This window comes from Mesorhizobium sp. WSM4904 (genome assembly GCF_029674545.1).
Classification (GTDB): domain Bacteria; phylum Pseudomonadota; class Alphaproteobacteria; order Rhizobiales; family Rhizobiaceae; genus Mesorhizobium.
Genome location: NZ_CP121354.1, coordinates 2,132,064 through 2,150,598, shown reverse-complemented (window position 1 = coordinate 2,150,598; position 18,535 = coordinate 2,132,064). Strand labels below are relative to the sequence as shown.

20 protein-coding genes are annotated in these 18,535 nt (G+C 65.1%); 15 read left to right on the top strand and 5 right to left on the bottom strand.

Translation table 11 applies throughout. The annotated features are described in order from the left end of the window. Window positions 1-29: 29 nt before the first annotated feature. From QAZ47_RS10235 to QAZ47_RS10220, 4 genes are all read right to left on the bottom strand, one after another. Entirely contained in the window at window positions 30-548 is a 519-nt protein-coding gene (locus tag QAZ47_RS10235) for a YcnI family protein (RefSeq protein WP_278233160.1), read from the bottom strand. A gap of 35 nt (window positions 549-583) precedes the next feature. Beyond that, complete coding sequence (locus QAZ47_RS10230) at window positions 584-1,111, bottom strand: copper chaperone PCu(A)C (protein ID WP_278233159.1); 528 nt, start codon at window positions 1,109-1,111, stop codon at window positions 584-586. 96 nt (window positions 1,112-1,207) lie between these two features. Then, window positions 1,208-1,555: a DUF2946 family protein gene (locus QAZ47_RS10225; RefSeq protein WP_278233158.1), complete on the bottom strand. Its 348-nt coding sequence runs from the start codon at window positions 1,553-1,555 to the stop codon at window positions 1,208-1,210. Between the two features lie 128 nt (window positions 1,556-1,683). After that, window positions 1,684-2,586, bottom strand: coding sequence for a GntR family transcriptional regulator (locus tag QAZ47_RS10220; protein WP_278206629.1), 903 nt, complete (start codon window positions 2,584-2,586; stop codon window positions 1,684-1,686). 255 nt (window positions 2,587-2,841) lie between these two features. Here QAZ47_RS10220 and QAZ47_RS10215 point away from each other — a divergent pair, with 255 nt between their 5' ends. The 6 genes from QAZ47_RS10215 to QAZ47_RS10190 all read left to right on the top strand — a co-directional run bounded on the left by QAZ47_RS10215 (window position 2,842) and on the right by QAZ47_RS10190 (window position 10,393). Further along, complete coding sequence (locus QAZ47_RS10215) at window positions 2,842-4,347, top strand: altronate dehydratase family protein (protein ID WP_278233157.1); 1,506 nt, start codon at window positions 2,842-2,844, stop codon at window positions 4,345-4,347. 107 nt (window positions 4,348-4,454) lie between these two features. After that, window positions 4,455-5,453 carry an aldo/keto reductase gene (locus QAZ47_RS10210; protein WP_278233156.1) on the top strand — a complete coding sequence of 333 codons (999 nt, stop codon included), beginning with the start codon at window positions 4,455-4,457 and terminating at the stop codon, window positions 5,451-5,453. Window positions 5,454-5,633: 180 nt separating this feature from the next. Further along, on the top strand, window positions 5,634-6,629 hold the full coding sequence (locus tag QAZ47_RS10205; RefSeq protein WP_278233155.1) for an ABC transporter substrate-binding protein: 996 nt from the start codon (window positions 5,634-5,636) through the stop codon (window positions 6,627-6,629). Window positions 6,630-6,790: 161 nt separating this feature from the next. Further along, window positions 6,791-8,344: a sugar ABC transporter ATP-binding protein gene (locus QAZ47_RS10200; RefSeq protein ID WP_278233154.1), complete on the top strand. Its 1,554-nt coding sequence runs from the start codon at window positions 6,791-6,793 to the stop codon at window positions 8,342-8,344. Further along, complete coding sequence (locus QAZ47_RS10195; protein WP_278206621.1) at window positions 8,341-9,306, top strand: ABC transporter permease; 966 nt, start codon at window positions 8,341-8,343, stop codon at window positions 9,304-9,306. Before QAZ47_RS10200 ends, QAZ47_RS10195 begins: the two co-directional genes overlap by 4 nt. A gap of 67 nt (window positions 9,307-9,373) precedes the next feature. After that, entirely contained in the window at window positions 9,374-10,393 is a 1,020-nt protein-coding gene (locus QAZ47_RS10190; protein WP_278233153.1) for a zinc-binding alcohol dehydrogenase family protein, read from the top strand. Window positions 10,394-10,687: 294 nt separating this feature from the next. Here QAZ47_RS10190 and phnF read toward each other — a convergent pair whose 3' ends face one another. After that, on the bottom strand, window positions 10,688-11,431 hold the full coding sequence (gene phnF / locus QAZ47_RS10185) for a phosphonate metabolism transcriptional regulator PhnF (RefSeq protein WP_278233152.1): 744 nt from the start codon (window positions 11,429-11,431) through the stop codon (window positions 10,688-10,690). 139 nt (window positions 11,432-11,570) lie between these two features. Here phnF and phnG point away from each other — a divergent pair, with 139 nt between their 5' ends. The 9 genes from phnG to QAZ47_RS10140 all read left to right on the top strand — a co-directional run bounded on the left by phnG (window position 11,571) and on the right by QAZ47_RS10140 (window position 18,484). Continuing rightward, window positions 11,571-12,032, top strand: a complete 462-nt coding sequence (phnG, locus tag QAZ47_RS10180) for a phosphonate C-P lyase system protein PhnG (protein WP_278233151.1) — start codon at window positions 11,571-11,573, stop codon at window positions 12,030-12,032. Next, a complete protein-coding gene (gene phnH, locus QAZ47_RS10175) occupies window positions 12,032-12,643 on the top strand; it encodes a phosphonate C-P lyase system protein PhnH (protein WP_278233150.1) in 612 nt (203 codons plus the stop codon). The genes phnG and phnH overlap by 1 nt, the downstream gene beginning before the upstream one ends. A gap of 1 nt (window position 12,644) precedes the next feature. Next, window positions 12,645-13,757 carry a carbon-phosphorus lyase complex subunit PhnI gene (locus QAZ47_RS10170; protein WP_278233149.1) on the top strand — a complete coding sequence of 371 codons (1,113 nt, stop codon included), beginning with the start codon at window positions 12,645-12,647 and terminating at the stop codon, window positions 13,755-13,757. Beyond that, window positions 13,754-14,734: an alpha-D-ribose 1-methylphosphonate 5-phosphate C-P-lyase PhnJ gene (locus tag QAZ47_RS10165; RefSeq protein WP_278233148.1), complete on the top strand. Its 981-nt coding sequence runs from the start codon at window positions 13,754-13,756 to the stop codon at window positions 14,732-14,734. The genes QAZ47_RS10170 and QAZ47_RS10165 overlap by 4 nt, the downstream gene beginning before the upstream one ends. After that, entirely contained in the window at window positions 14,731-15,507 is a 777-nt protein-coding gene (gene phnK / locus QAZ47_RS10160) for a phosphonate C-P lyase system protein PhnK (protein WP_278233147.1), read from the top strand. Before QAZ47_RS10165 ends, phnK begins: the two co-directional genes overlap by 4 nt. A 175-nt stretch (window positions 15,508-15,682) precedes the next feature. Further along, on the top strand, window positions 15,683-16,390 hold the full coding sequence (gene phnL, locus QAZ47_RS10155; protein ID WP_278233146.1) for a phosphonate C-P lyase system protein PhnL: 708 nt from the start codon (window positions 15,683-15,685) through the stop codon (window positions 16,388-16,390). After that, on the top strand, window positions 16,387-17,004 hold the full coding sequence (locus tag QAZ47_RS10150) for a DapH/DapD/GlmU-related protein (protein ID WP_278073794.1): 618 nt from the start codon (window positions 16,387-16,389) through the stop codon (window positions 17,002-17,004). The genes phnL and QAZ47_RS10150 overlap by 4 nt, the downstream gene beginning before the upstream one ends. Window positions 17,005-17,213: 209 nt before the next feature. Then, a complete protein-coding gene (locus tag QAZ47_RS10145) occupies window positions 17,214-17,729 on the top strand; it encodes an N-acetyltransferase (RefSeq protein WP_278233145.1) in 516 nt (171 codons plus the stop codon). A 44-nt stretch (window positions 17,730-17,773) separates the two neighbouring features. Further along, the gene (locus tag QAZ47_RS10140; RefSeq protein ID WP_278233144.1) at window positions 17,774-18,484 is read left to right on the top strand and encodes a DUF1868 domain-containing protein; all 711 of its coding nucleotides are present in this window, start codon (window positions 17,774-17,776) and stop codon (window positions 18,482-18,484) included. Window positions 18,485-18,535 lie beyond the last annotated feature (51 nt).

Here is an 18,535-nt window from a genome sequence, read left to right as displayed (position 1 = left end):
CGCGCCCGAACGGGCGCGCCATCGAGAGATCATTTCTTCGGCAGCAATTTGATGCCGGGCGCCGGATTTTCCAGCGCATCCTCATCCTGGCCTGCCGCCGGAATTTCGATCCAGCGAGCCGCGGCATCGCCGCATTCCTGCACGACCGGGAAATAGAGCATCTGGCCGGCAGGCAGATCGGCAGCCAATGAGGCGCGGAAAACGAACTCGTCATAGAATTCGTCCGGCAGGTTGCCGCCGCTCCAGTCGACTTCCTTGACGCCGGTGGTCAGCGTCTCGCCATAGAGCTGATACGATTTCTCGTATCTGCCTTTCTTGGTCTGCAGCGCCCAGCCGGGCTTCGGCATCGGCTTCACCGAAATGACGCCGTCCGGGATCTGCACCCGCACCGCCGTCGTCGCCTTGCCTTCGCAGCCATGCGGCACGCGCAGAACGGCTTTGTAGGTCGAGCCGACGGCCGCTTCCTGCGTTTCCAGCGTGATGTGGGCGAGCGCGGCGTTCGTGCCGAGCGACAGCAACGCGCCGGCCGCCAAAAGATACTTCTTCATGAATTGTCCCTCTGATTTCTGGTGCGGGCGGGCGATCAATCGGCGTGCTCGTCCATCTCCGTCTCGCCCATGCCTTCGACGAGGAACTCGACCTTGACGCTGCCGGCCTTCTCGAAGGTCAGCGTCGCGGGGAACTTTTCGCCTTGCTTGGGCTGCCGCTTGAGGCCGATGAACATCAGGTGATAGCTGCCGGGCTTGAGCGCGACCTTGCCGCCGGCCGGGATTTCGAGGCCGCCGGTGACCGGCCGCATGGTCATGACGCCGTCCTTGACGCCCATTTCATGCAGTTCGGCCTTGTCGGAGATGTCGGAGGAAATCGACAGCAGCCGGTCCGGCGCGCTGCCTTTGTTGGTCACGGTGAAATAGCCGCCGGCCACCTTGGCGCCGGGCGGCGTCGCGCGCGACCACGGATGCCCGATTTCGAGATCGCCGGCCTTGAATTCATGCGCGAGGGCGCCGGGAATGCAGGCGAACAGGAAAAGGAGGGCGATCACGGCAAGGCCGAGGTGTTGGAAGCCACGCGGATGGGCCTGTGCGCGCGCTGCTGGAAAAGAATTGGACATGGTTGCTCCATGGCTATGAGATCGCGCCGGCCTCCGGTCGCGAGCAGTCTGATCTTGGATGAATGCACCCGCGAAAGGTTCCGCGGGGTCGTGCCGTCAGACCGTTGCCGGCGGCGCGCGCGGATTGGCCGGCGACCGGTCGCGGGCGAAATCGAGATGTCTGAAAGCCGGGGGCGGGAAAGCGACCGCTTCGAATGCCGAGGTCCTGGCAAGCGCGCCGCTGTCCGGCGGCGGCAGATGCGCCGGCGAAACCATGCTGCAGCCGAGCAAGCAGCAGGCCGGCATATGCTGCTGGTGCGGATCGTCGCCGGGAAGCTTGACCGCCCCGTCATGTGTGCAGATGACGTTGCCGAAGGCATCGAGCTGCGAAGGCGCGCCGAAGGCGAAGGCGCCGAGCGCCGACTGGAGCAACAAGAGCAGCGCCGCGACCAACGCGGCCGGCATGCTCCATCGTCTCAGCCGGATATCCAACGGTTTGCCTCTTCCAAGCAAGTTGGCGGACCCTAACACGGGGCCGGCGGCTGGAAAATCGGCAAAACCAGGCTGCGGCAACGCGGCGCGATGCGCCAGACTCAGGCGAGCTGCGCCTGCCGCCCTTCCGGAATGGAACTCAGCAGCGTCTGGCGCGCCGACTTCAGATGCTTGCGGCAGGCGGCGTCGACCTTTGCGGGATCGCGCGATTTCAGCGCCGCGATATAGGCCAGATGCTCCTGGACAGCGACCTCGTTGCGCTCGCGTTCCTGCGCCTTGTTCCACTGGTAGTGGTAATGGAAGATCATCGCGATCACATCGTAGAAATCGACGATGAAGCGGTTGTGCGAGGCGCGGTGGATCAGCCGGTGGAAGCGCTCGTCGAGTTCGGAGAATTCATTGAAGCGCGTTGCAATCTCGCGGGCCAACTGGCGATGTTCCTCCTCGAGCCTGTCCAGGTCCGCCCAGACTGCGCTCTCCTCCGGCAGAGCGGCGAAGGCAGCCGCCGAGCGCAATTCGAACATCTCGCGGATTTCGGTCAGCTCCAGCGCGAAGGCGCGGGTGAAACCTTTCAGCACCCAATGGCTGTTGCGCCGCTTCTCGATCAGGCCGAAGCGCGAGAAGCGAATCAGGAATTCGCGCACACTGGTGGTGCCGACGCCGATCTCGCGCGCGAGCTCCAGTTCGTTGATCTGCATGCCGGCCTCGGCGCCCTCGGCAAGCAGCCGGCGCATGAAGGAACGCTCGATGATCTCGGCCAGCGAGTCGGTCTCCTCCTCGGGGAAGAAATCTTCCGGCCGCGGCGACCTCAGCACCGTCTTGTTGCGCTTGTTCCAGGCGATCAGCCCGGTCTCCTCCATGCGCGAAAGGATGCTGCGCACCGTGGTGCGGCTGACGCCGAGTAGCGTTCCAAGCTCCGGCTCCGACGGCAGGCTCCTGGTCTCGTCGAGCAGCCGCAGGCCGCGGTTGAAGGCGTCCTTGTAGACGTTGTTGCTCTTCGACATGCCCCGTATCCCCCAACGCTTGCGGCGGCCCGCCGGAAGCGCGATATGATCGGTGTTCCTAGCGCAAGCCCGCGAAATGGGTAAATCGAATTTCGCCGGCTTTGCCAAACGGGCAACCGTGCGCCCAAAGGCGCACGACCCGCGCGATGAAAAAACAATTGACGCAAAAATGTTTTTTCACGATAAAAGACATTATCCTCAAACGGGCGCATGTCAATCCGCCCACATTCCCAGGTTTACCCAGGACAGCCGCCCGTGAACGCTGCAAACACCATTCTGCTTTCCCCCGCCGACAATGTCGCGGTCGCCAACGGCCGCATCGAGATCGGTGCTTCATTGCCGGGCGGCGTGGTCGCGGCTGCAACGATCGACCCCGGGCACAAGGTGGCGATCAAGAAGATCGCGGCCGGCGAAGCTGTGGTGAAATACGCGCAGGCGATCGGCCGCGCGACGCAGGACATCGCGCCGGGCGAGCACGTCCATTCGCACAATCTGGTGTTCGAGAGCGGCCGCCTGCCGGTGGTGCCGCCGAGCGAGGCCGAGCACGCCACCGAGGCCGACCGCAAGCGCACCTTCATGGGCTACCGCCGCGCCGACGGCCGCGCCGGCACGCGCAACTTCATCGGCATCATCGCCAGCGTCAATTGCTCGTCCACCGTCTGCCACGCGATCGCCGACGAGGCCAACCGCAGGCTGCTGCCGAAATATCCCGGCATCGACGGCTTCGTGCCGATCGTGCACGGCCAGGGCTGCGGCATGAGCGCCACCGGCGACGGCATGATGGTTCTGCACCGCACGCTCGCCGGCTATGCCCGCCACCCGAATTTCGGCGGCGTGCTGATGGTGGGCTTGGGTTGCGAGGTCAACCAGCTCACGCTTTACGGCCAGAAGGGCGTCGCCGCGGGAAAACGTCACTTCAACATCCAGGAGGCCGGCGGCTCGCGCAAATCCGTCGAAAGGGCCATGGGCGTGCTGGCCGAGATCGCCGAGGAAGTCGGCCAGCTGCAGCGCGAGCCTATCCCGGTCAGCGAGATCGTGGTCGGCCTGCAATGCGGCGGCTCGGACGGCATGTCCGGCATCACCGCCAATCCGGCGCTGGGTGCGGCCGTCGATATCCTCGCCGGCTGCGGCGGCATCGGCATCCTGTCGGAGACCACCGAGATCTACGGCGCCGAGCATCTGCTTGCCTACCGCGCCGCCTCGCCCGAGATCGCCGCCAAGCTCGACAGCTACGTCAAATGGTGGGAAGACCATACCGCCAAGCACGGCGCCTCGATCGACAACAACCCCTCGCCCGGCAACAAGCGCGGCGGGCTCACCACCATCCTTGAGAAGTCGCTGGGCGCCGTCGCCAAGGGCGGCCAGACGTCGCTCAACGGCGTCTTCGGCTATGCCGAGAAGGTCTCAGGCAGCGGCCTGGTGTTCATGGACACGCCCGGCTACGACCCGGTTTCGGCGACCGGCCAGGTCGCCGGCGGCGCCAATGTCATCGTCTTCACCACCGGCCGGGGCTCCTGCTTCGGCTGCCGGCCGACGCCGTCGATCAAGGTCGCCACCAACTCGACGATGTACCACCAGATGGAAGAGGACATGGACGTCAATTGCGGCGTCATCGCTTCCGGCGAAAAGACGATCGCCGGCATGGGCCGCGAGATCTTCGAGCTGATCATCGAGACGGCGTCCGGCCGCAAGACCAAGAGCGAGGCGTTCGGCTACGGCGACAACGAGTTCGTGCCCTGGCATCTCGGCGCGACGCTCTAACTATTTGTTTTTGCGCAATTCCGGACGGAAACCGCTACACACTTTCCTGGAATTGCTCTGGACACTGTCAAAATAGCGGCCGGTCGAACGGCAAAGGGGAGGCTTTGATGAACAAACGCCGGATCGGCAAGACCGCGCTCGAAGTCACCGAAATCAGCTTCGGCGGCGCGGCGATCGGCGGCCTCTACCGCGCCTGCCCGCGCGAGGCCGCCATGGCAACGCTGGAGACGGCGTGGAATGCCGGGCTGCGCTATTTCGACACCGCGCCCTTCTACGGCTTCGGCCTTTCCGAGCGCCGCACCGGCGACTTCCTGCGCGACAAGCCGCGCTCGTCCTATGTGCTCTCGACCAAGGTCGGCCGCCTGTTCCGTCCGGTGCCGGAGGACCAGGTTCCCGACCACTCCTATGTCGATCCGCTGCCTTTCGCGCTCGATTACAACTATTCCTATGACGGCATCATGCGCTCGGTCGACTTCTCCTACGCGCGGCTCGGCCTCAACAAGATCGACATCCTGTTCGTCCACGACATCGGCACGTACACGCACGGCGAAGAGGCAACGAAAATCCATTTCCGCCAATTGATGGACGGCGGGCTGAAGGCGCTGGAGGAACTGAAATCGTCCGGCACGATCTCGGCTTACGGCTTGGGCGTCAACGAGGTCCGGGTATGTCTCGACGTGCTTCGCCGCGCGCCGCTCGACTGCATCCTGCTTGCCAGCCGCTACTCGCTGCTCGACCGCAGCGCCGAGGCCGAACTGCTGCCGCTCTGCCGCGAGCGCAAGACCTCGCTGATTATCGGCGGCGTCTTCAACTCCGGCATATTGGCGACCGGCCCGGTCGAGGGCGCGCATTTCGATTATCTGCCAGCCACCGACGATATTCTCGACCGCGTCGGCGCGATGCAGAAGATCGCCGCCGAAGGCGGCTATCCGCTGGCCGCAGCAGCGTTCCAGTTTCCGCTGCACGAGCCGGTCGTCGCCTCGGTGCTGACCGGCACGGCCAAGCCCGCCAACCTGACGCGCAACCTGGAGCTGCTCGACATCAAGGTGCCGCCGACGGAGTTCGCCAAATACGATCCCTACACGATCGTCCAGCGGCTTGGCTGAGATGTCGGTGTCACGCTCCAGCCCGTATCACGCAATCGGCACCAAACAGCGCTTGCATAGGCCGTACCGTTGCACTATCAAAATAGAGCAAATGTTTTTTATTGATAAAGTTCCGTTTGGTTCTCGCCTATCCAGATGGAGCTTCCGCAACCTTCACCAGGCGACATAGGGAGGAACCTAATGAAATTCGTGACCAGCCTTCTCAACCGCCGCGCCTTCGTGGCACTGGCCGCCGCCTCGATGCTCGCCGGCGCGATGCATTCGGCGCCGGCCTCGGCGGCCGACGTGACCATCCCGATCATCGTCAAGGACACCACCTCCTTCTACTGGCAGATCGTGCTGGCCGGCGCCCGCAAGGCCGGCAAGGACCTCGGCATCAACGTGCCGGAGCTCGGCGCCCAGGCCGAGACCGACGTCAATGGCCAGATTTCGATCCTCGAGAACGCCGTCGCCGGCAACCCGGCTGCGGTCGTGATCGCGCCGACCGAGGCCAAGGCGCTCGGCAAGCCGATCGACGAGGCGGCAAGCAAGGTCAAGGTCATCGGCATCGACTCCAGCGCCGAATCCAAGGCCTTCACCTCCTTCCTGACCACCGACAACGTCCAGGGCGGCCGCGTCGCGGCTGACGGCCTCGCCGCCGCGATCGGCGCCGCCAATGGCGGCAAGGTCGAGGGCAAGGTCGCGCTGATCACCGCGCTGCCGGGCGCCGGTTCGCTCGAGCAGCGCGCGCAGGGCTTCAAGGAACAGCTCAAGGCCAAATATCCGGGCCTCGAGCTCGTCGCCGACAAATATGCCGACGGCCAGGCCACGACCGGCCTCAACATCGCGACCGACCTGATCACCGCCAATCCCGACCTCAAGGGTATCTTCGCGTCCAACCTGATCATGGCGCAGGGCGTCGGCCAGGCGATCGCCGAGAACAGCCTTGCCGGCAAAGTGGCGCTGATCGGCTTCGACAGCGACGAGAAGCTGATCAAGTTCTTGAACGACGGCGTCATCTCCGGCCTCGTCGTCCAGGATCCGTACCGGATGGGTTACGACGGCATCAAGACCGCTTTGGCCGCCTCGAAGGGCGAGAAGGTCGAGGCCAATGTCGATACCGGCGCCAATCTCGTCACCAAGGACAACATGAAGGATCCGAAGATCGACGCGCTGCTCAACCCGAAGCTCAACTGAGCGGCATCGCGACAATCGTTTCCGGGGCGTCGGCGCGCCCCGGAAACATCCGTCAGCGGCGGCTTGGCAATTTGCCCGCATGGTTTAGGCTCCGCCTTCTAGATGCGCGCTAGACGCATCGCTGCGTACCCACCGGTTGAGATCAATCTGGGAGGATTGCCATGACTTCGACGGCGCAGGAACTGCACCCCGCACCCACGCTGGAGCCCGGCAGGACGATCCTCGAACTCAAGGGCCTCGAGAAGCGCTATCCCGGCACCCATGCGCTGAAGCCGGTGAACCTTGCCTTCAAGGCGGCCGAGATCCACGCCATCGTCGGCGAGAACGGCGCCGGCAAATCGACGCTCATCAAATTGCTCACCGGCGTCATGCCGCGCACCTCCGGCGAGGTGATCTGGGAGGGCAGGCCTGAAGCGCTCGCCACGCCGCACGAGGCGATGGCGCTCGGCATCAATGCCGTCCACCAGGAGGTGGTGCTCTGCCGCCACCTCACCGTCGCCGCCAACATGTTCCTCGGCGAGGAGAATTCGCGCTTCGGCCTGCTGCAGCAGCGCGCCATGGTCAATGAAGCGCAGAAGATCATCGACGGCCTGGGCTTCGATCTGCCGGCGCATGTCGTGCTCGGCGACCTTACCATCGGCCAGCAGCAGCTGATCGCCGCCGCCCGCGCCACGGTCCGCGGCACCAAGTTCCTGATCTTCGACGAGCCGACCGCCTATCTCACCCGCAAGGAAGCCGACCAGCTGTTCAAGCTGATCCGCCGGCTGAAGGGCGAAGGTGTCACCATCATCTATATCAGCCATCGCATGGAGGAAGTGTTCGAGCTCGCCGACCGCGTCTCGGTGCTGCGCGACGGCACGCTCGTCGGCACCCGCGACATCGCCGAGACCAACGAGCCGGAACTGGTCAAGCTGATGATCAACCGCTCGATCGAGCAGATCTACCACAAGGAACATTTCACGCCGGGCGCGACGATCGTCGAGACGAGGAACCTCTCGGGCAAGGGTTTCGAGAATGTCTCGGTAACCGTCCGCGCCGGCGAGATCGTCGGCCTCTACGGGTTGATCGGCGCCGGCCGCAGCGAGTTCGTCACCACGCTCTATGGCCGCCACAGGAAGTCTGCCGGCCAGATCCTGTGGCAAGGCAAGGAGGTGCAGGTCAATTCCGAGCACGACGCGATCCGGCTCGGCATGGCCCTCGCCCCCGAAAGCCGCCGCGACCAGGGCCTTTGCCTCAACCTGCCGGTCGGCACGAACCTCAACCTGCCGATCTACAAGCGCATTTCGAGCAATCTTCTGATCTCCGGCTCGCGCGAAAAATCCGAGGCCGAGCGCCAGATCGCGGATCTCCGCATCAAGACGCCGACGCGTCATGCGCTCGCCTCCAGCCTGTCGGGCGGCAACCAGCAGAAGATCGTCATCGGCAAATGGCTGGCGCATGGCGCCAAGCTGTTCATCTTCGACGAACCGACGGTGGGCGTCGATGTCGGCACCAAGGCCGAGATCTACCGGCTGTTCTCGACGCTGTTGTCCAAGGGCGCCGGCATCATCCTGATCTCGTCCTATCTGCCGGAAGTCTATGAGCTCGCCGACACGCTGCATGTGTTCCGGCGCGGCAAGCTGGTCGCCACGCATGGCTTCCACACCGCCAGCCACGAGGACATTTTGGGTCAGGCACTGGCCGAGAAACAAGAAAAGTCGGGAGGACAAAAATGAGCACCGAGGCGATCCCCGCCGAAAAACCCAAGCGCAATTTCAACGCCCTGTTCGGGCTGACGCTGCTTGGCCTTCTGCTGCTGATGTGGATCGTGCTGGCGGTCGCCACGCCGTCCTTCGCCACGGCGCTCAACATCACCAACCTTCTGCGCCAGGGTTCGCTGATCGCCATCCTCGCCGTCGGCCAGACCTTCGTCATCATCACCGGCGGCATCGACCTTTCGGTCGGCGCCGTGGTCGGCTTCACCACCGTCGTCGTCGCGCTTCTGATCAATGCCGGCTGGCCGATCTGGGCGGCGGTGCTGATCACTTTGCTGGTCGGCGTCGCCATCGGCCTCTTCCACGGCTTCGGCATCGTCAAGATGGGCCTGCCGCCCTTCATCATCACGCTGGCCACCATGACCTCGCTGCGCGGCATCGGCTTGCTGATGACCAACGGCAACTCGATCTCGATCAACAGCGACCCGTTCCAGGCCTTCTCGCGCGGCTCGCTGCTCGGCATCCCCTATCTGTTCTGGATGGTGATCCTGGTCGCGATACCGTCTTACGTCTTCCTGCATCACACGCGCTGGGGCCGCTATTTGTTCTCGGTCGGTTCCAATGCCGAGGCCGCGCGCCTGTCCGGCGTGAACGTGCCGCGCACCATCTTCATGGCCTACATCCTGTCCGGCCTGCTTGCCGCCTTCGTCGGCGTGCTGCTCGCCTCGCGCATCGGCATCGGCAACCCGACGCAGGGCGACACCTATGAGCTGCAGGCCATCGCCTCGTCGGTGATCGGCGGCACCTCGCTGTTCGGCGCCATCGGTTCGGTGCACGGGCCGCTGATCGGCTCCTTCATCCTTTCGACGATCAACAACGGCGCCAACCTGCTCAACGTCAACACCTTCTGGCAGCGCGTCATCACCGGCATGCTGATCATCGTCATCGTCTACTTCGACGGCCTGCGCCGTCGCGGCAAATAACCGTCCCTGAAATGGCACCGGCCTCGATCGACCGAGGCCGGCGCTCTCGCAAGTACTGGATCAGCGCATGAAAGCCGTCGTCTGCCGCTCGCCCGGCGACCTTGTCCTCGAAGACCGTACGGAACCCGGTGCGCCGCGGCCCGGCTGGGCGCGGATCGCCGTCAGCCATGTCGGCATCTGCGGCACCGACTACCACATTTTCGAAGGCAAGCACCCTTTCCTCGCCTATCCGCGCATCATGGGCCACGAGGTCTCGGGCACGGTCGTCGAGAGGGGTGAAGGCGTCGACCTTTCCGTGGGCGAGCCGGTGATCATCAATCCCTATCTCGCCTGCGGCGAATGCATCGCCTGTCGCCACGGCAAGCCGAATTGCTGCGTCAGCATCGAGGTGCTGGGCGTGCATCGCGACGGCGCCATGTGCGACGAGATCCTGGTGCCGGCGCAGAACCTTTACCCGACGAACGGCCTGTCGCTGGCCGATGCTGCGGCGGTCGAATTCCTGGCGATCGGCGCGCACGCCGTGCGGCGCTCGCTTGCCTCACCCGGCCAGCGCACTCTGGTCATCGGCGCCGGGCCGATCGGCCTCGGCACGGCGCTGTTTGCCCGGATCGCCGGGCTCGACGTCAGCCTGCTCGACATGAGCACCGAGCGGCTCGGCTTCGCCGAAAGCGAGCTCGGCTTTGCGGCACTCGACGGCTCCAAGGCGCAGGCGACCGAACTGGTGCGTCAGGCGACCGGCGGTGAAGGTTTCGACCTTGTGTTCGACGCCACCGGCAACACGCAATCGGTGCAATCGGCCTTTGCCCATGTCGCGCATGGCGGCACGCTGGTGCTGGTCAGCGTCGTCAAGGACGACATCACCTTCTCCGACCCCGAATTCCATAAACGCGAGATGACGCTGGTCGGCAGCCGCAACGCTTTGCATGCCGATTTCGACCATGTCGCCGCCTCGATCCGCGACGGCGCCGTGCCGCTCGCCAAGCTCGTCACCCACCGCACGACTCTTGCCGGCACGCCACGCGATCTCGCGCGATGGGCGCATGAGAAGTCGGGGCTGATCAAGGCGGTTATCGAGGTCGGGTCATAACATGACGGGCGGTGAACCCGGCCCGAATTGACGGCGCGCCGCGCCGGTCGACCCCACTCCGTCGAGCTGCGCTCGACACCTCTCCCCCTATCGACGGGGGAGAGGAAGGGTGCGAGGCGATTCCAGCTGGCTCCCTTCCTCTCCCTCCGGAGGGGGGAGAGGTGGCGCCGCGAAGCGGCGACGGAGTGGGGGAAGGCGGTCCTCAAACGCCAGGCCGCTGACAAGTAGCGACCGGAGTTGGTCTGACATCAGTGCGAGTCAGATCAATCAGCTCTCGTATAAGGCCAGCATCTCCTACAACGCCGAAAGCCTCAACTCCACCCGCTCGGCGGGAAACCGCGACTCCGCGAACTGGATCGGCTGGCCGTCGAGCGTCACATTGATGGCAACCGTGACAAGCACGATGGCGCCCGGCTGCAGGTCGAGATCGGCAAGGTCGTCGGCGTCGGCATGGCGCGCCGACAGCACCGTCGAGTGCCTCAGATAATCGTTGATGCCGAAGCGCTTCAGCGAGGCCGTGATCGATCCCGTCTCGGTCATAGCGGCCTCGATGCCGGCGAAGCGCTTGGCATCGAACCAGGTCGTCGCGCGCGACACCGCATGCCCGTCGGCCTCGCCGCGCGTCTCCAGACGGATCACGGCCGCCCCCCTGGCGATGGCGAGCGCTTCGGCGATGCGGCGGTTGGCCGGCTCGGTCGATGACGACAAGAGCGCGATGTGCCGCTCGCTCGTCTGCCCTTGCAGACCGGTCGAAAAGCGAGTCCGCGCGCCGATCGGATAGGACAGGCGCTTGCGCGACAAAACGAAGGTGCCGCGCCCCTGCTCGGCCCTTAGCACGCCTTCCTGCACCAGCGCGGCAATGGCGCTGCGCACCGTATGGCGGTTGACGCCGTAGCGCTCGGCCAAGGCGACCTCGGGCGGCAGCGCCGCATTCTCGACGAAATCGCCATTGGCGATCCCCTGCAGAATCCTGTCGGCGATCTGCCGCCACAGCGACACGCCGTTGCGCCTTTCGATGCTGCTCGCCAGCCCAGTCATTTCCCCGCCCCCAACGTCTTGCCCCTAACTTTTGCGCCCCTTGTCATCCACGCGTCATGGACTCCGGTTACGTGATGAGTATAATTTGTATGGTTGTCTATATCAATAGACAAATCCATTCCATGCGAGGAGTGAAGCGATGCGAGGACAGGAAGCGCGCGAGCAGGCCGAGCGAAAAGCCGTTATGGCGACGCTGGCGCGCGCAGCGCCCGAAGAGATCGCGCGTCTTTGGAACGGCTCCGGCCTGCCCTTGGAGGCCGAACTGCTGCGCGGCCCGGAAACCGGACTGGTGACGGTGCGTGGCAGGATCGGCGGCGGCGGCGCGCACTTCAATGTCGGCGAGGCGACCGTCACCCGCGCCACCGTGCGGCTCCCTTCCGGACAGGTCGGCCATTCCTATGCGCTCGGCCGCGACAAGGGCAAAGCCAGGCTCGCCGCGATCGCCGACGCGCTCTGGCAGGACCCCGTTCATCGCGAGGCGGTCGAGACCAAGCTGGTCGCGCCGTTGCGTGCTGCGCTCAATGCGGCGCGCGAGAAACGGCGCGTCGAGACGGCGGCCACGAAAGTCGATTTCTTCACCATGGTGCGCGGAGAGGACTGATGGATATCGCCACGCAATCGATCGAAGGAGGCTTCGCCGATCCCGTCTTCAACGCTCAAGTCGTATTCCGCGCCATCATGGACGCCATGGCGCGCCCGGGCAGTGTCCAGGCGCTGCCGGCGCTCGCCCAACCACCGGCGCCGCTGTCGGCGACCGCCGGCGCCGTCGCGTTGTCGCTGTGCGACAACGACACGCCGATCTGGATCGATCCGCGGCTGCAGGCCGAAGCGTCTGTGAAAGCCTGGCTCGGCTTCCACACCGGCGCGCCGTTGGCCAACACGCCTGCCGACGCGCATTTCGCTTTGGTAGCCAACCCGGCGGAGATGGCGGCGCTCGACGGTTTCTCGCAGGGCACGCAGGAATATCCCGACCGCTCGACGACGTTGATCCTTTTGGTCGACGATCTCGCTTCCGGTCCGTCGCTGCTGCTCGAAGGCCCCGGCATCGAGAAGACGGCGATGATCGCGCCGACAGGCATGCCGCGCCATTTCGTCGAGCAGTGGAAGCAGAACAACCAGCGTTTCCCGCGCGGCGTCGACATCATCCTGGCGGCGCCCGGCCACCTCGCTTGCCTGCCGCGCACCACCCGCATCAAGACGATGGAGGCATGACATGTATGTCGCGGTGAAAGGCGGCGAAGCCGCAATCGCCAACGCCCATCGCCTGCTTGCCGATCGCCGCCGCGGCGACCGCTCGGTGCCGGCCCTGCGTCTCGATCAGATCGTCGAGCAGCTTGCGCTCGGAGTCGACCGGGTGATGAGCGAAGGCTCGCTCTACGACCGCGAGCTCGCCGCTTTGGCCGTCATCCAGGCGCGGGGCGACATGATCGAGGCGATCTTCCTGGTGCGCGCCTACCGCACCACGCTGCCGCGCTTCGGCTACACCAACCCGGTCGACACCGGCGCCATGCAGATCGAGCGGCGCGTGTCGGCCACGTACAAGGACCTGCCCGGCGGCCAGGTGCTCGGCCCGACCTTCGACTACACACACCGGCTGCTCGATCCGGAGCTTGCCGCCGGCGCCGAAGTCGAGACGCCCGCGCAGCGCTCGGCCGAAGCGGAAGCCATGCCGCGCGTCTCCGCGATCCTCGCCCATGAGGGCCTGATCGAGGCGGATGGCGACATGCCGCTTGACCATATCCCCGGCGACATCACCCGCGAGCCGCTGCAATTCCCGATGGCGCGCGACATCCGCCTGCAGGTGCTGTCGCGCGGCGACGAGGGTTTCCTGCTGGCGCTCGGCTATTCGACGCAGCGCGGCTATGCGCGCAATCACCCCTTTGTCGGCGAGGTGCGCATCGGCGAGGTCGAACTGGAGCTCGACGTGCCCGAGCTGCCTTTCGCCGCGCCGCTGGGCTCGATCCGCGTCACCGAGTGCCAGATGGTCAACCAGTTCAAGGGCTCGGCCAAGGCGCCGCCGCAATTCACCCGCGGCTACGGCTTGGTCTACGGCCAGAGCGAGCGCAAGGCGATGGCCATGGCGCTCTGCGACCGGGCGTTGCGCGCCACCGAGCTCGGCGAGGATGTGATTGCCGCCGCGCAGGACGAGGAGTTCGTCATCTCGCACTCCGACAACGTCCAGGCGACCGGCTTCGTCGAGCACCTCAAGCTGCCGCACTATGTCGACTTCCAGGCCGAGCTCGACCTGGTCCGGCGCATGCGCGCCGAATACGAGGCGCGGGAAAACGACGGCAACGGTGAAGAGAAAAGGGAGGCCGCGGAATGAACGTGCAACCGACAGAGATCGCCACCTACAACTTCGCCTATCTCGACGAGCAGACCAAGCGGATGATCCGCCGCGCGATCCTCAAGGGCATTGCCATTCCCGGCTATCAGGTGCCTTTCGCCTCGCGCGAGATGCCGATGCCCTATGGCTGGGGCACCGGCGGCGTCCAGGTCACGGCCTCGATCATCGGCCCGGATGACGTGCTGAAAGTCATCGACCAGGGCGCCGACGACACCACCAACGCCGTCTCGATCCGCGCCTTCTTCAAGAAGGTCGCCAAGGTCGCGGTCACGACGGAGACCGCCAAGGCCACGATCATCCAGACCCGCCACCGCATCCCGGAGCATCCGCTCAACGCGGGCCAGGTGTTGGTCTTCCAGGTGCCGATCCCTGAGCCGCTGCGCTTCCTCGAGCCGCGCGAGACCGAGACGCGCAAGATGCACGCGCTGGAGGAATACGGCCTCATGCATGTAAAGCTCTATGAGGACATCGCCAGGCACGGCCGCATCGCCACCACCTATGCCTATCCGGTCAAGGTCGAGGGCCGCTATGTGATGGACCCGTCGCCGACGCCGAAATTCGACAATCCGAAGATGCATCGTTCGCCGGCGTTGCAGCTCTTCGGCGCCGGCCGCGAGAAGCGCATCTATGCGGTGCCGCCTTTCACCGACGTCGTCAGCCTCGATTTCGAGGACCATCCCTTCGAGGTGCAGACCTTCGACCAGCCCTGCGCGCTCTGCGGCGCCGAGAACGTCTATCTCGACGAGGTCATCCTCGATGACCATGGCGGCCACATGTTCGTCTGCTCGGACACCGATCACTGCGAGAAGCGACGCAGCGATCCTACCTCCCCCTTGTGGGGAGGTCGCGCCGAAGGCGCGGGTGGGGGTCATGACCAATTTTCTTCTTCCTCAACCCCCACCCCGGCGCTGCGCGCCGACCCTCCCCACAAGGGGGAGGGTAAGGAGGCCCAATGACCGACGAACCGCTGCTGCGCGTCTCGGCGCTGTCCAAATTCTACGGCTCGCGTGTCGGCTGCGAGAACGTCACTTTCGATCTGTGGCCGGGCGAGGTCCTGGCGGTGGTCGGCGAATCCGGCTCAGGCAAGACGACGCTGCTCAACTGCCTGTCGACGCGGCTGCTGCCCTCCTCCGGCACGGCGAGCTACCGCATGCGTGACGGCCAGTGGCGCGAGCTCTACCGCATGAGTGAGGCAGAGCGCCGCTTCCTGATGCGCACCGACTGGGGCTTTGTCCATCAGAACCCGGCCGACGGCCTGCGCATGACGGTGTCGGCCGGCGCCAATGTCGGCGAGCGGCTGATGGCGGTCGGCGACTGCCACTACGGCAGGATCCGCGCCACTGCCGTCGACTGGCTGTCGCGTGTCGAGATAGACGAAGACCGCATCGACGACGAACCGCGCGCCTTTTCCGGCGGCATGCGCCAGCGCCTGCAGATCGCCCGCAACCTGGTGACGGGACCGCGGCTGGTGTTCATGGACGAGCCGACCGGCGGGCTCGACGTTTCGGTGCAGGCGCGCCTGCTCGACCTATTGCGAGGGCTTGTCACCGATCTCGGCCTCGCGGCCATTGTCGTCACGCACGACCTCGCCGTGGCGCGGCTTCTGTCGCAGCGCATGATGGTGATGAAGGACGGCCGCGTCGTCGAAAGCGGCCTCACCGACCGCGTGCTCGACGACCCGCGCGCGCCGTATACGCAGTTGCTCGTGTCTTCGATTTTACAGGTGTGATGATGGAACGCATTTCCTTGGCACCTACCCCCACCCCGCCGCTTCGCAGCGACCCTCCCCACAAGGGGGAGGGTGGAACGCCGGCGCCCTACCTCCCCCTTGTGGGGAGGTCGGACCGAAGGTCCGGGTGGGGGTGCTTCAGCCACCACGCAAACAGCGACAGGAGCACTTTCTGATGCCCACCCCTCTCGTCGTTTCCGATGTCGCCAAAAGCTTCACTATGCATCTGCGCGACGGCGTCACGCTGCCGGTGGTGGCGGGCGTCTCCTTCTCGATCCGCTCCGGCGAATGCGCGGTGCTCGGCGGCCCGTCGGGCGCCGGAAAAAGCTCGATCTTGAAGATGCTCTACGGCAACTATGCCGTCGACGCTGGCCAGATCATCGTCCAGCACGGTGGCGGGCTGATCGACCTCGCCTCCGCCGGCCCGCGCACCGTGCTCTCCGTGCGCCGCCACACCATCGGTTATGTCAGCCAGTTCCTGCGCACCGTGCCGCGTGTTTCGGCGCTCGACGTCGTCGCCGAGCCGCTGGTCGAGCGCGGCGAGGACAGAGAGGCGGCGCGGGAGAAAGCACGCACCTTGCTTGCGCAACTCAATTTGCCGGAAAAGCTCTGGGCGCTGCCGCCGGCGACATTCTCCGGCGGCGAGCAGCAGCGCGTCAACATCGCGCGCGGCTTCATCACCGAGCATCCGATCCTGCTGCTCGACGAGCCGACCGCTTCACTCGACGCCAGGAACCGCGATGTCGTGGTCGAGCTCATTGCCGCCAAGAAGGCGGCTGGCGTTGCTCTGCTCGGCATCTTCCATGACCAGGACGTGCGCGACGCGGTGGCCGACCGCGTCATCGATGTCACCGCCTTCGCCGCCGGAAAGATCGCCGCATGACGAAGAAGCTTTCGGAGGCGCCGCTGGTTCACGAGACGGCTGAGGTCGAGAACTCGAAGCTCGGCCGCTGGACCGAGATCGCCGAGCGCAGCCGCGTCTCGGAAAGCGAGCTCGGCGACTATTCCTACATGATGCAGGATTGCGCCGTCTGGTGCGCGACCATTCGAAAGTTCTCCAACATCGCGGCCGCAGTGCGCATCAACGCCACCAACCACCCGATCTCGCGGCCGACGCTGCACCACTTCACCTATCGCGCCTCGGACTACTGGGACGATGCCGAGCATGAGAGCGAGTTCTTTGCCCAGCGCCGCGCCAAACGGGTCACCATCGGCCACGACACCTGGCTCGGTCACGGCTCGACCATCCTGCCGGGCGTAACCGTCGGCGACGGCGCCGCGGTCGGCGCGGGCGCGGTGGTGTCGAAGGATGTCGCGCCTTACACCATCGTGGCCGGCGTGCCGGCAAAACCGATCCGCGAGCGCTTCGACCGCCGCACCGCCGAACGCTACCAGGCGCTCGCCTGGTGGGATTGGGACCATGCCCGGCTGCGCTCGGCACTCGACGATTTCCGCGAGCTCTCGGCCGAGGCTTTCCTGGAGAAGTATGGCGGCTAGTGCCGGCCTCTCGCGTTTTCGTCGGTGTTCAGGAAAATGCACCAATGCTAATATACGGAATGTTTGAGGGTTTTATGCAACCCTTGTGAAGGGACATTCCCGCACCTCCGGCCTCTGGCGTGAAGCCCGGATTCGTGACAGCCTTTGTCGTTCTGATCTTTTTCGGCATCCTCGCCACGATCTGGCTTTGATCCATCCTACGTGGGTTCTTGACCTTGCCGACCATTCGTCCCGCCACACCGGCCGATGCAGATGCGATCTGGTCCATACTTGAACCTGTCCTGCGGGCGGGCGAAACCTATGCGCTGCCCCGCGACTGGAACCGCGACCAGGGGCTGGGCTACTGGTTTTCCGAAGGCAACGAAGTATTCGTGTCCGAGGATGCAGGCGAAATAGCCGGATGCTACTTCCTCCATGCCAACCAGCGCGGCGGCGGCGCGCATGTCGCCAATTGCGGCTACGTCACGTCGGCCGCATCGACGGCACACGGCATTGCCACCGCGATGTGCGAGCATTCCCTGCAACGGGCCGCCGAACTTGGCTTTCGAGCCATGCAGTTCAACTTCGTCATCAGCGCCAACGAGCGGGCGGTGAAGCTTTGGCAGCGCCTGGGCTTCGCCATTGTCGGCACGATTCCGCAGGCGTTCGACCATCCGCAGCTAGGCTATGTCGACGCTTTCGTGATGCACCGCATGCTGGGAGATGCGAAGGTTTCACACCTTTGACATGTGACTCGGACAGGACGCCATCTCCGCCAAAGGAGATCGTCATGCTCGACAAAGCAAAACCCTCGCTCGCCTCCTTCTTCGAAGGCACCAACCCGACGCCGCCGGTGCATCTCGGCACGCGCTACGACAGATCGGGCAACTTCCTCCTCGAGCCCGGCAACACGGTCGTCAGCCACCTCGTCCCGGGCTCGCGATCGGAAGCCGCGGTCATCGAGGTGCGCGAGCGCATCCGCGCCATGCCCGACGCCGACCGCCTCGCCTTCACGCCGATCTCCAGCCTGCACATGACCCTGTTCCAAGGCATCATCGAGTACCGGCGCCGCCTTCCTTTCTGGCCGGCCGACGTGCCGCTCGACGCCAGCATCGACGACATGACCCGCCTCTATCTCGAGCGGCTGCAGCACTTCGAGGGCAAAGGCGCATTCAGGATCAAGGCCATCGGCGTCACCCCGAACGGCCTTACGGTCGCCGGTGCGTCCGCGGAGGACGATCGTATCCTGCGCCTGTGGCGCGACGCGCTCTCGGTCCCGTTCGGCTACCGCCATCCGGACCACGACACTTATGTCTTCCACATCACTTTCGCCTATCAGATCCGCCGGCTTGCCGACGAGCGAGTGTCCGCCTGGCAGGATCTGTTCGACGAGTGCCTGGCGTTCCTCGATCGCGAGGCTCCGGTGATCGAATTGCGCCCGCCGGCCTTCTGCAGCTTCAAGGACATGGAGCATTTCGAGGAATTGCTTGTCCTGGAATGACCCGCCAAGCCTGTGGGTCGTAACAAAACTGACATCAATCCGACACCCCAG

Excerpts from the sequence above, each read along its gene's own strand:
- QAZ47_RS10235 (WP_278233160.1), bottom strand. The coding sequence starts at position 548 with ATGAAGAAGTATCTTTTGGCGGCCGGCGCGTTGCTGTCGCTCGGCACG.
- QAZ47_RS10230 (WP_278233159.1), bottom strand. The coding sequence starts at position 1,111 with ATGTCCAATTCTTTTCCAGCAGCGCGCGCACAGGCCCATCCGCGTGGC.
- QAZ47_RS10225 (WP_278233158.1), bottom strand. The coding sequence starts at position 1,555 with ATGCCGGCCGCGTTGGTCGCGGCGCTGCTCTTGTTGCTCCAGTCGGCG.
- QAZ47_RS10220 (WP_278206629.1), bottom strand. The coding sequence starts at position 2,586 with ATGTCGAAGAGCAACAACGTCTACAAGGACGCCTTCAACCGCGGCCTG.
- QAZ47_RS10210 (WP_278233156.1), top strand. The coding sequence starts at position 4,455 with ATGAACAAACGCCGGATCGGCAAGACCGCGCTCGAAGTCACCGAAATC.
- QAZ47_RS10205 (WP_278233155.1), top strand. The coding sequence starts at position 5,634 with ATGAAATTCGTGACCAGCCTTCTCAACCGCCGCGCCTTCGTGGCACTG.
- QAZ47_RS10200 (WP_278233154.1), top strand. The coding sequence starts at position 6,791 with ATGACTTCGACGGCGCAGGAACTGCACCCCGCACCCACGCTGGAGCCC.
- QAZ47_RS10195 (WP_278206621.1), top strand. The coding sequence starts at position 8,341 with ATGAGCACCGAGGCGATCCCCGCCGAAAAACCCAAGCGCAATTTCAAC.
- QAZ47_RS10190 (WP_278233153.1), top strand. The coding sequence starts at position 9,374 with ATGAAAGCCGTCGTCTGCCGCTCGCCCGGCGACCTTGTCCTCGAAGAC.
- phnF (WP_278233152.1), bottom strand. The coding sequence starts at position 11,431 with ATGACTGGGCTGGCGAGCAGCATCGAAAGGCGCAACGGCGTGTCGCTG.
- phnG (WP_278233151.1), top strand. The coding sequence starts at position 11,571 with ATGCGAGGACAGGAAGCGCGCGAGCAGGCCGAGCGAAAAGCCGTTATG.
- phnH (WP_278233150.1), top strand. The coding sequence starts at position 12,032 with ATGGATATCGCCACGCAATCGATCGAAGGAGGCTTCGCCGATCCCGTC.
- QAZ47_RS10170 (WP_278233149.1), top strand. The coding sequence starts at position 12,645 with ATGTATGTCGCGGTGAAAGGCGGCGAAGCCGCAATCGCCAACGCCCAT.
- QAZ47_RS10165 (WP_278233148.1), top strand. The coding sequence starts at position 13,754 with ATGAACGTGCAACCGACAGAGATCGCCACCTACAACTTCGCCTATCTC.
- phnK (WP_278233147.1), top strand. The coding sequence starts at position 14,731 with ATGACCGACGAACCGCTGCTGCGCGTCTCGGCGCTGTCCAAATTCTAC.
- phnL (WP_278233146.1), top strand. The coding sequence starts at position 15,683 with ATGCCCACCCCTCTCGTCGTTTCCGATGTCGCCAAAAGCTTCACTATG.
- QAZ47_RS10150 (WP_278073794.1), top strand. The coding sequence starts at position 16,387 with ATGACGAAGAAGCTTTCGGAGGCGCCGCTGGTTCACGAGACGGCTGAG.
- QAZ47_RS10140 (WP_278233144.1), top strand. The coding sequence starts at position 17,774 with ATGCTCGACAAAGCAAAACCCTCGCTCGCCTCCTTCTTCGAAGGCACC.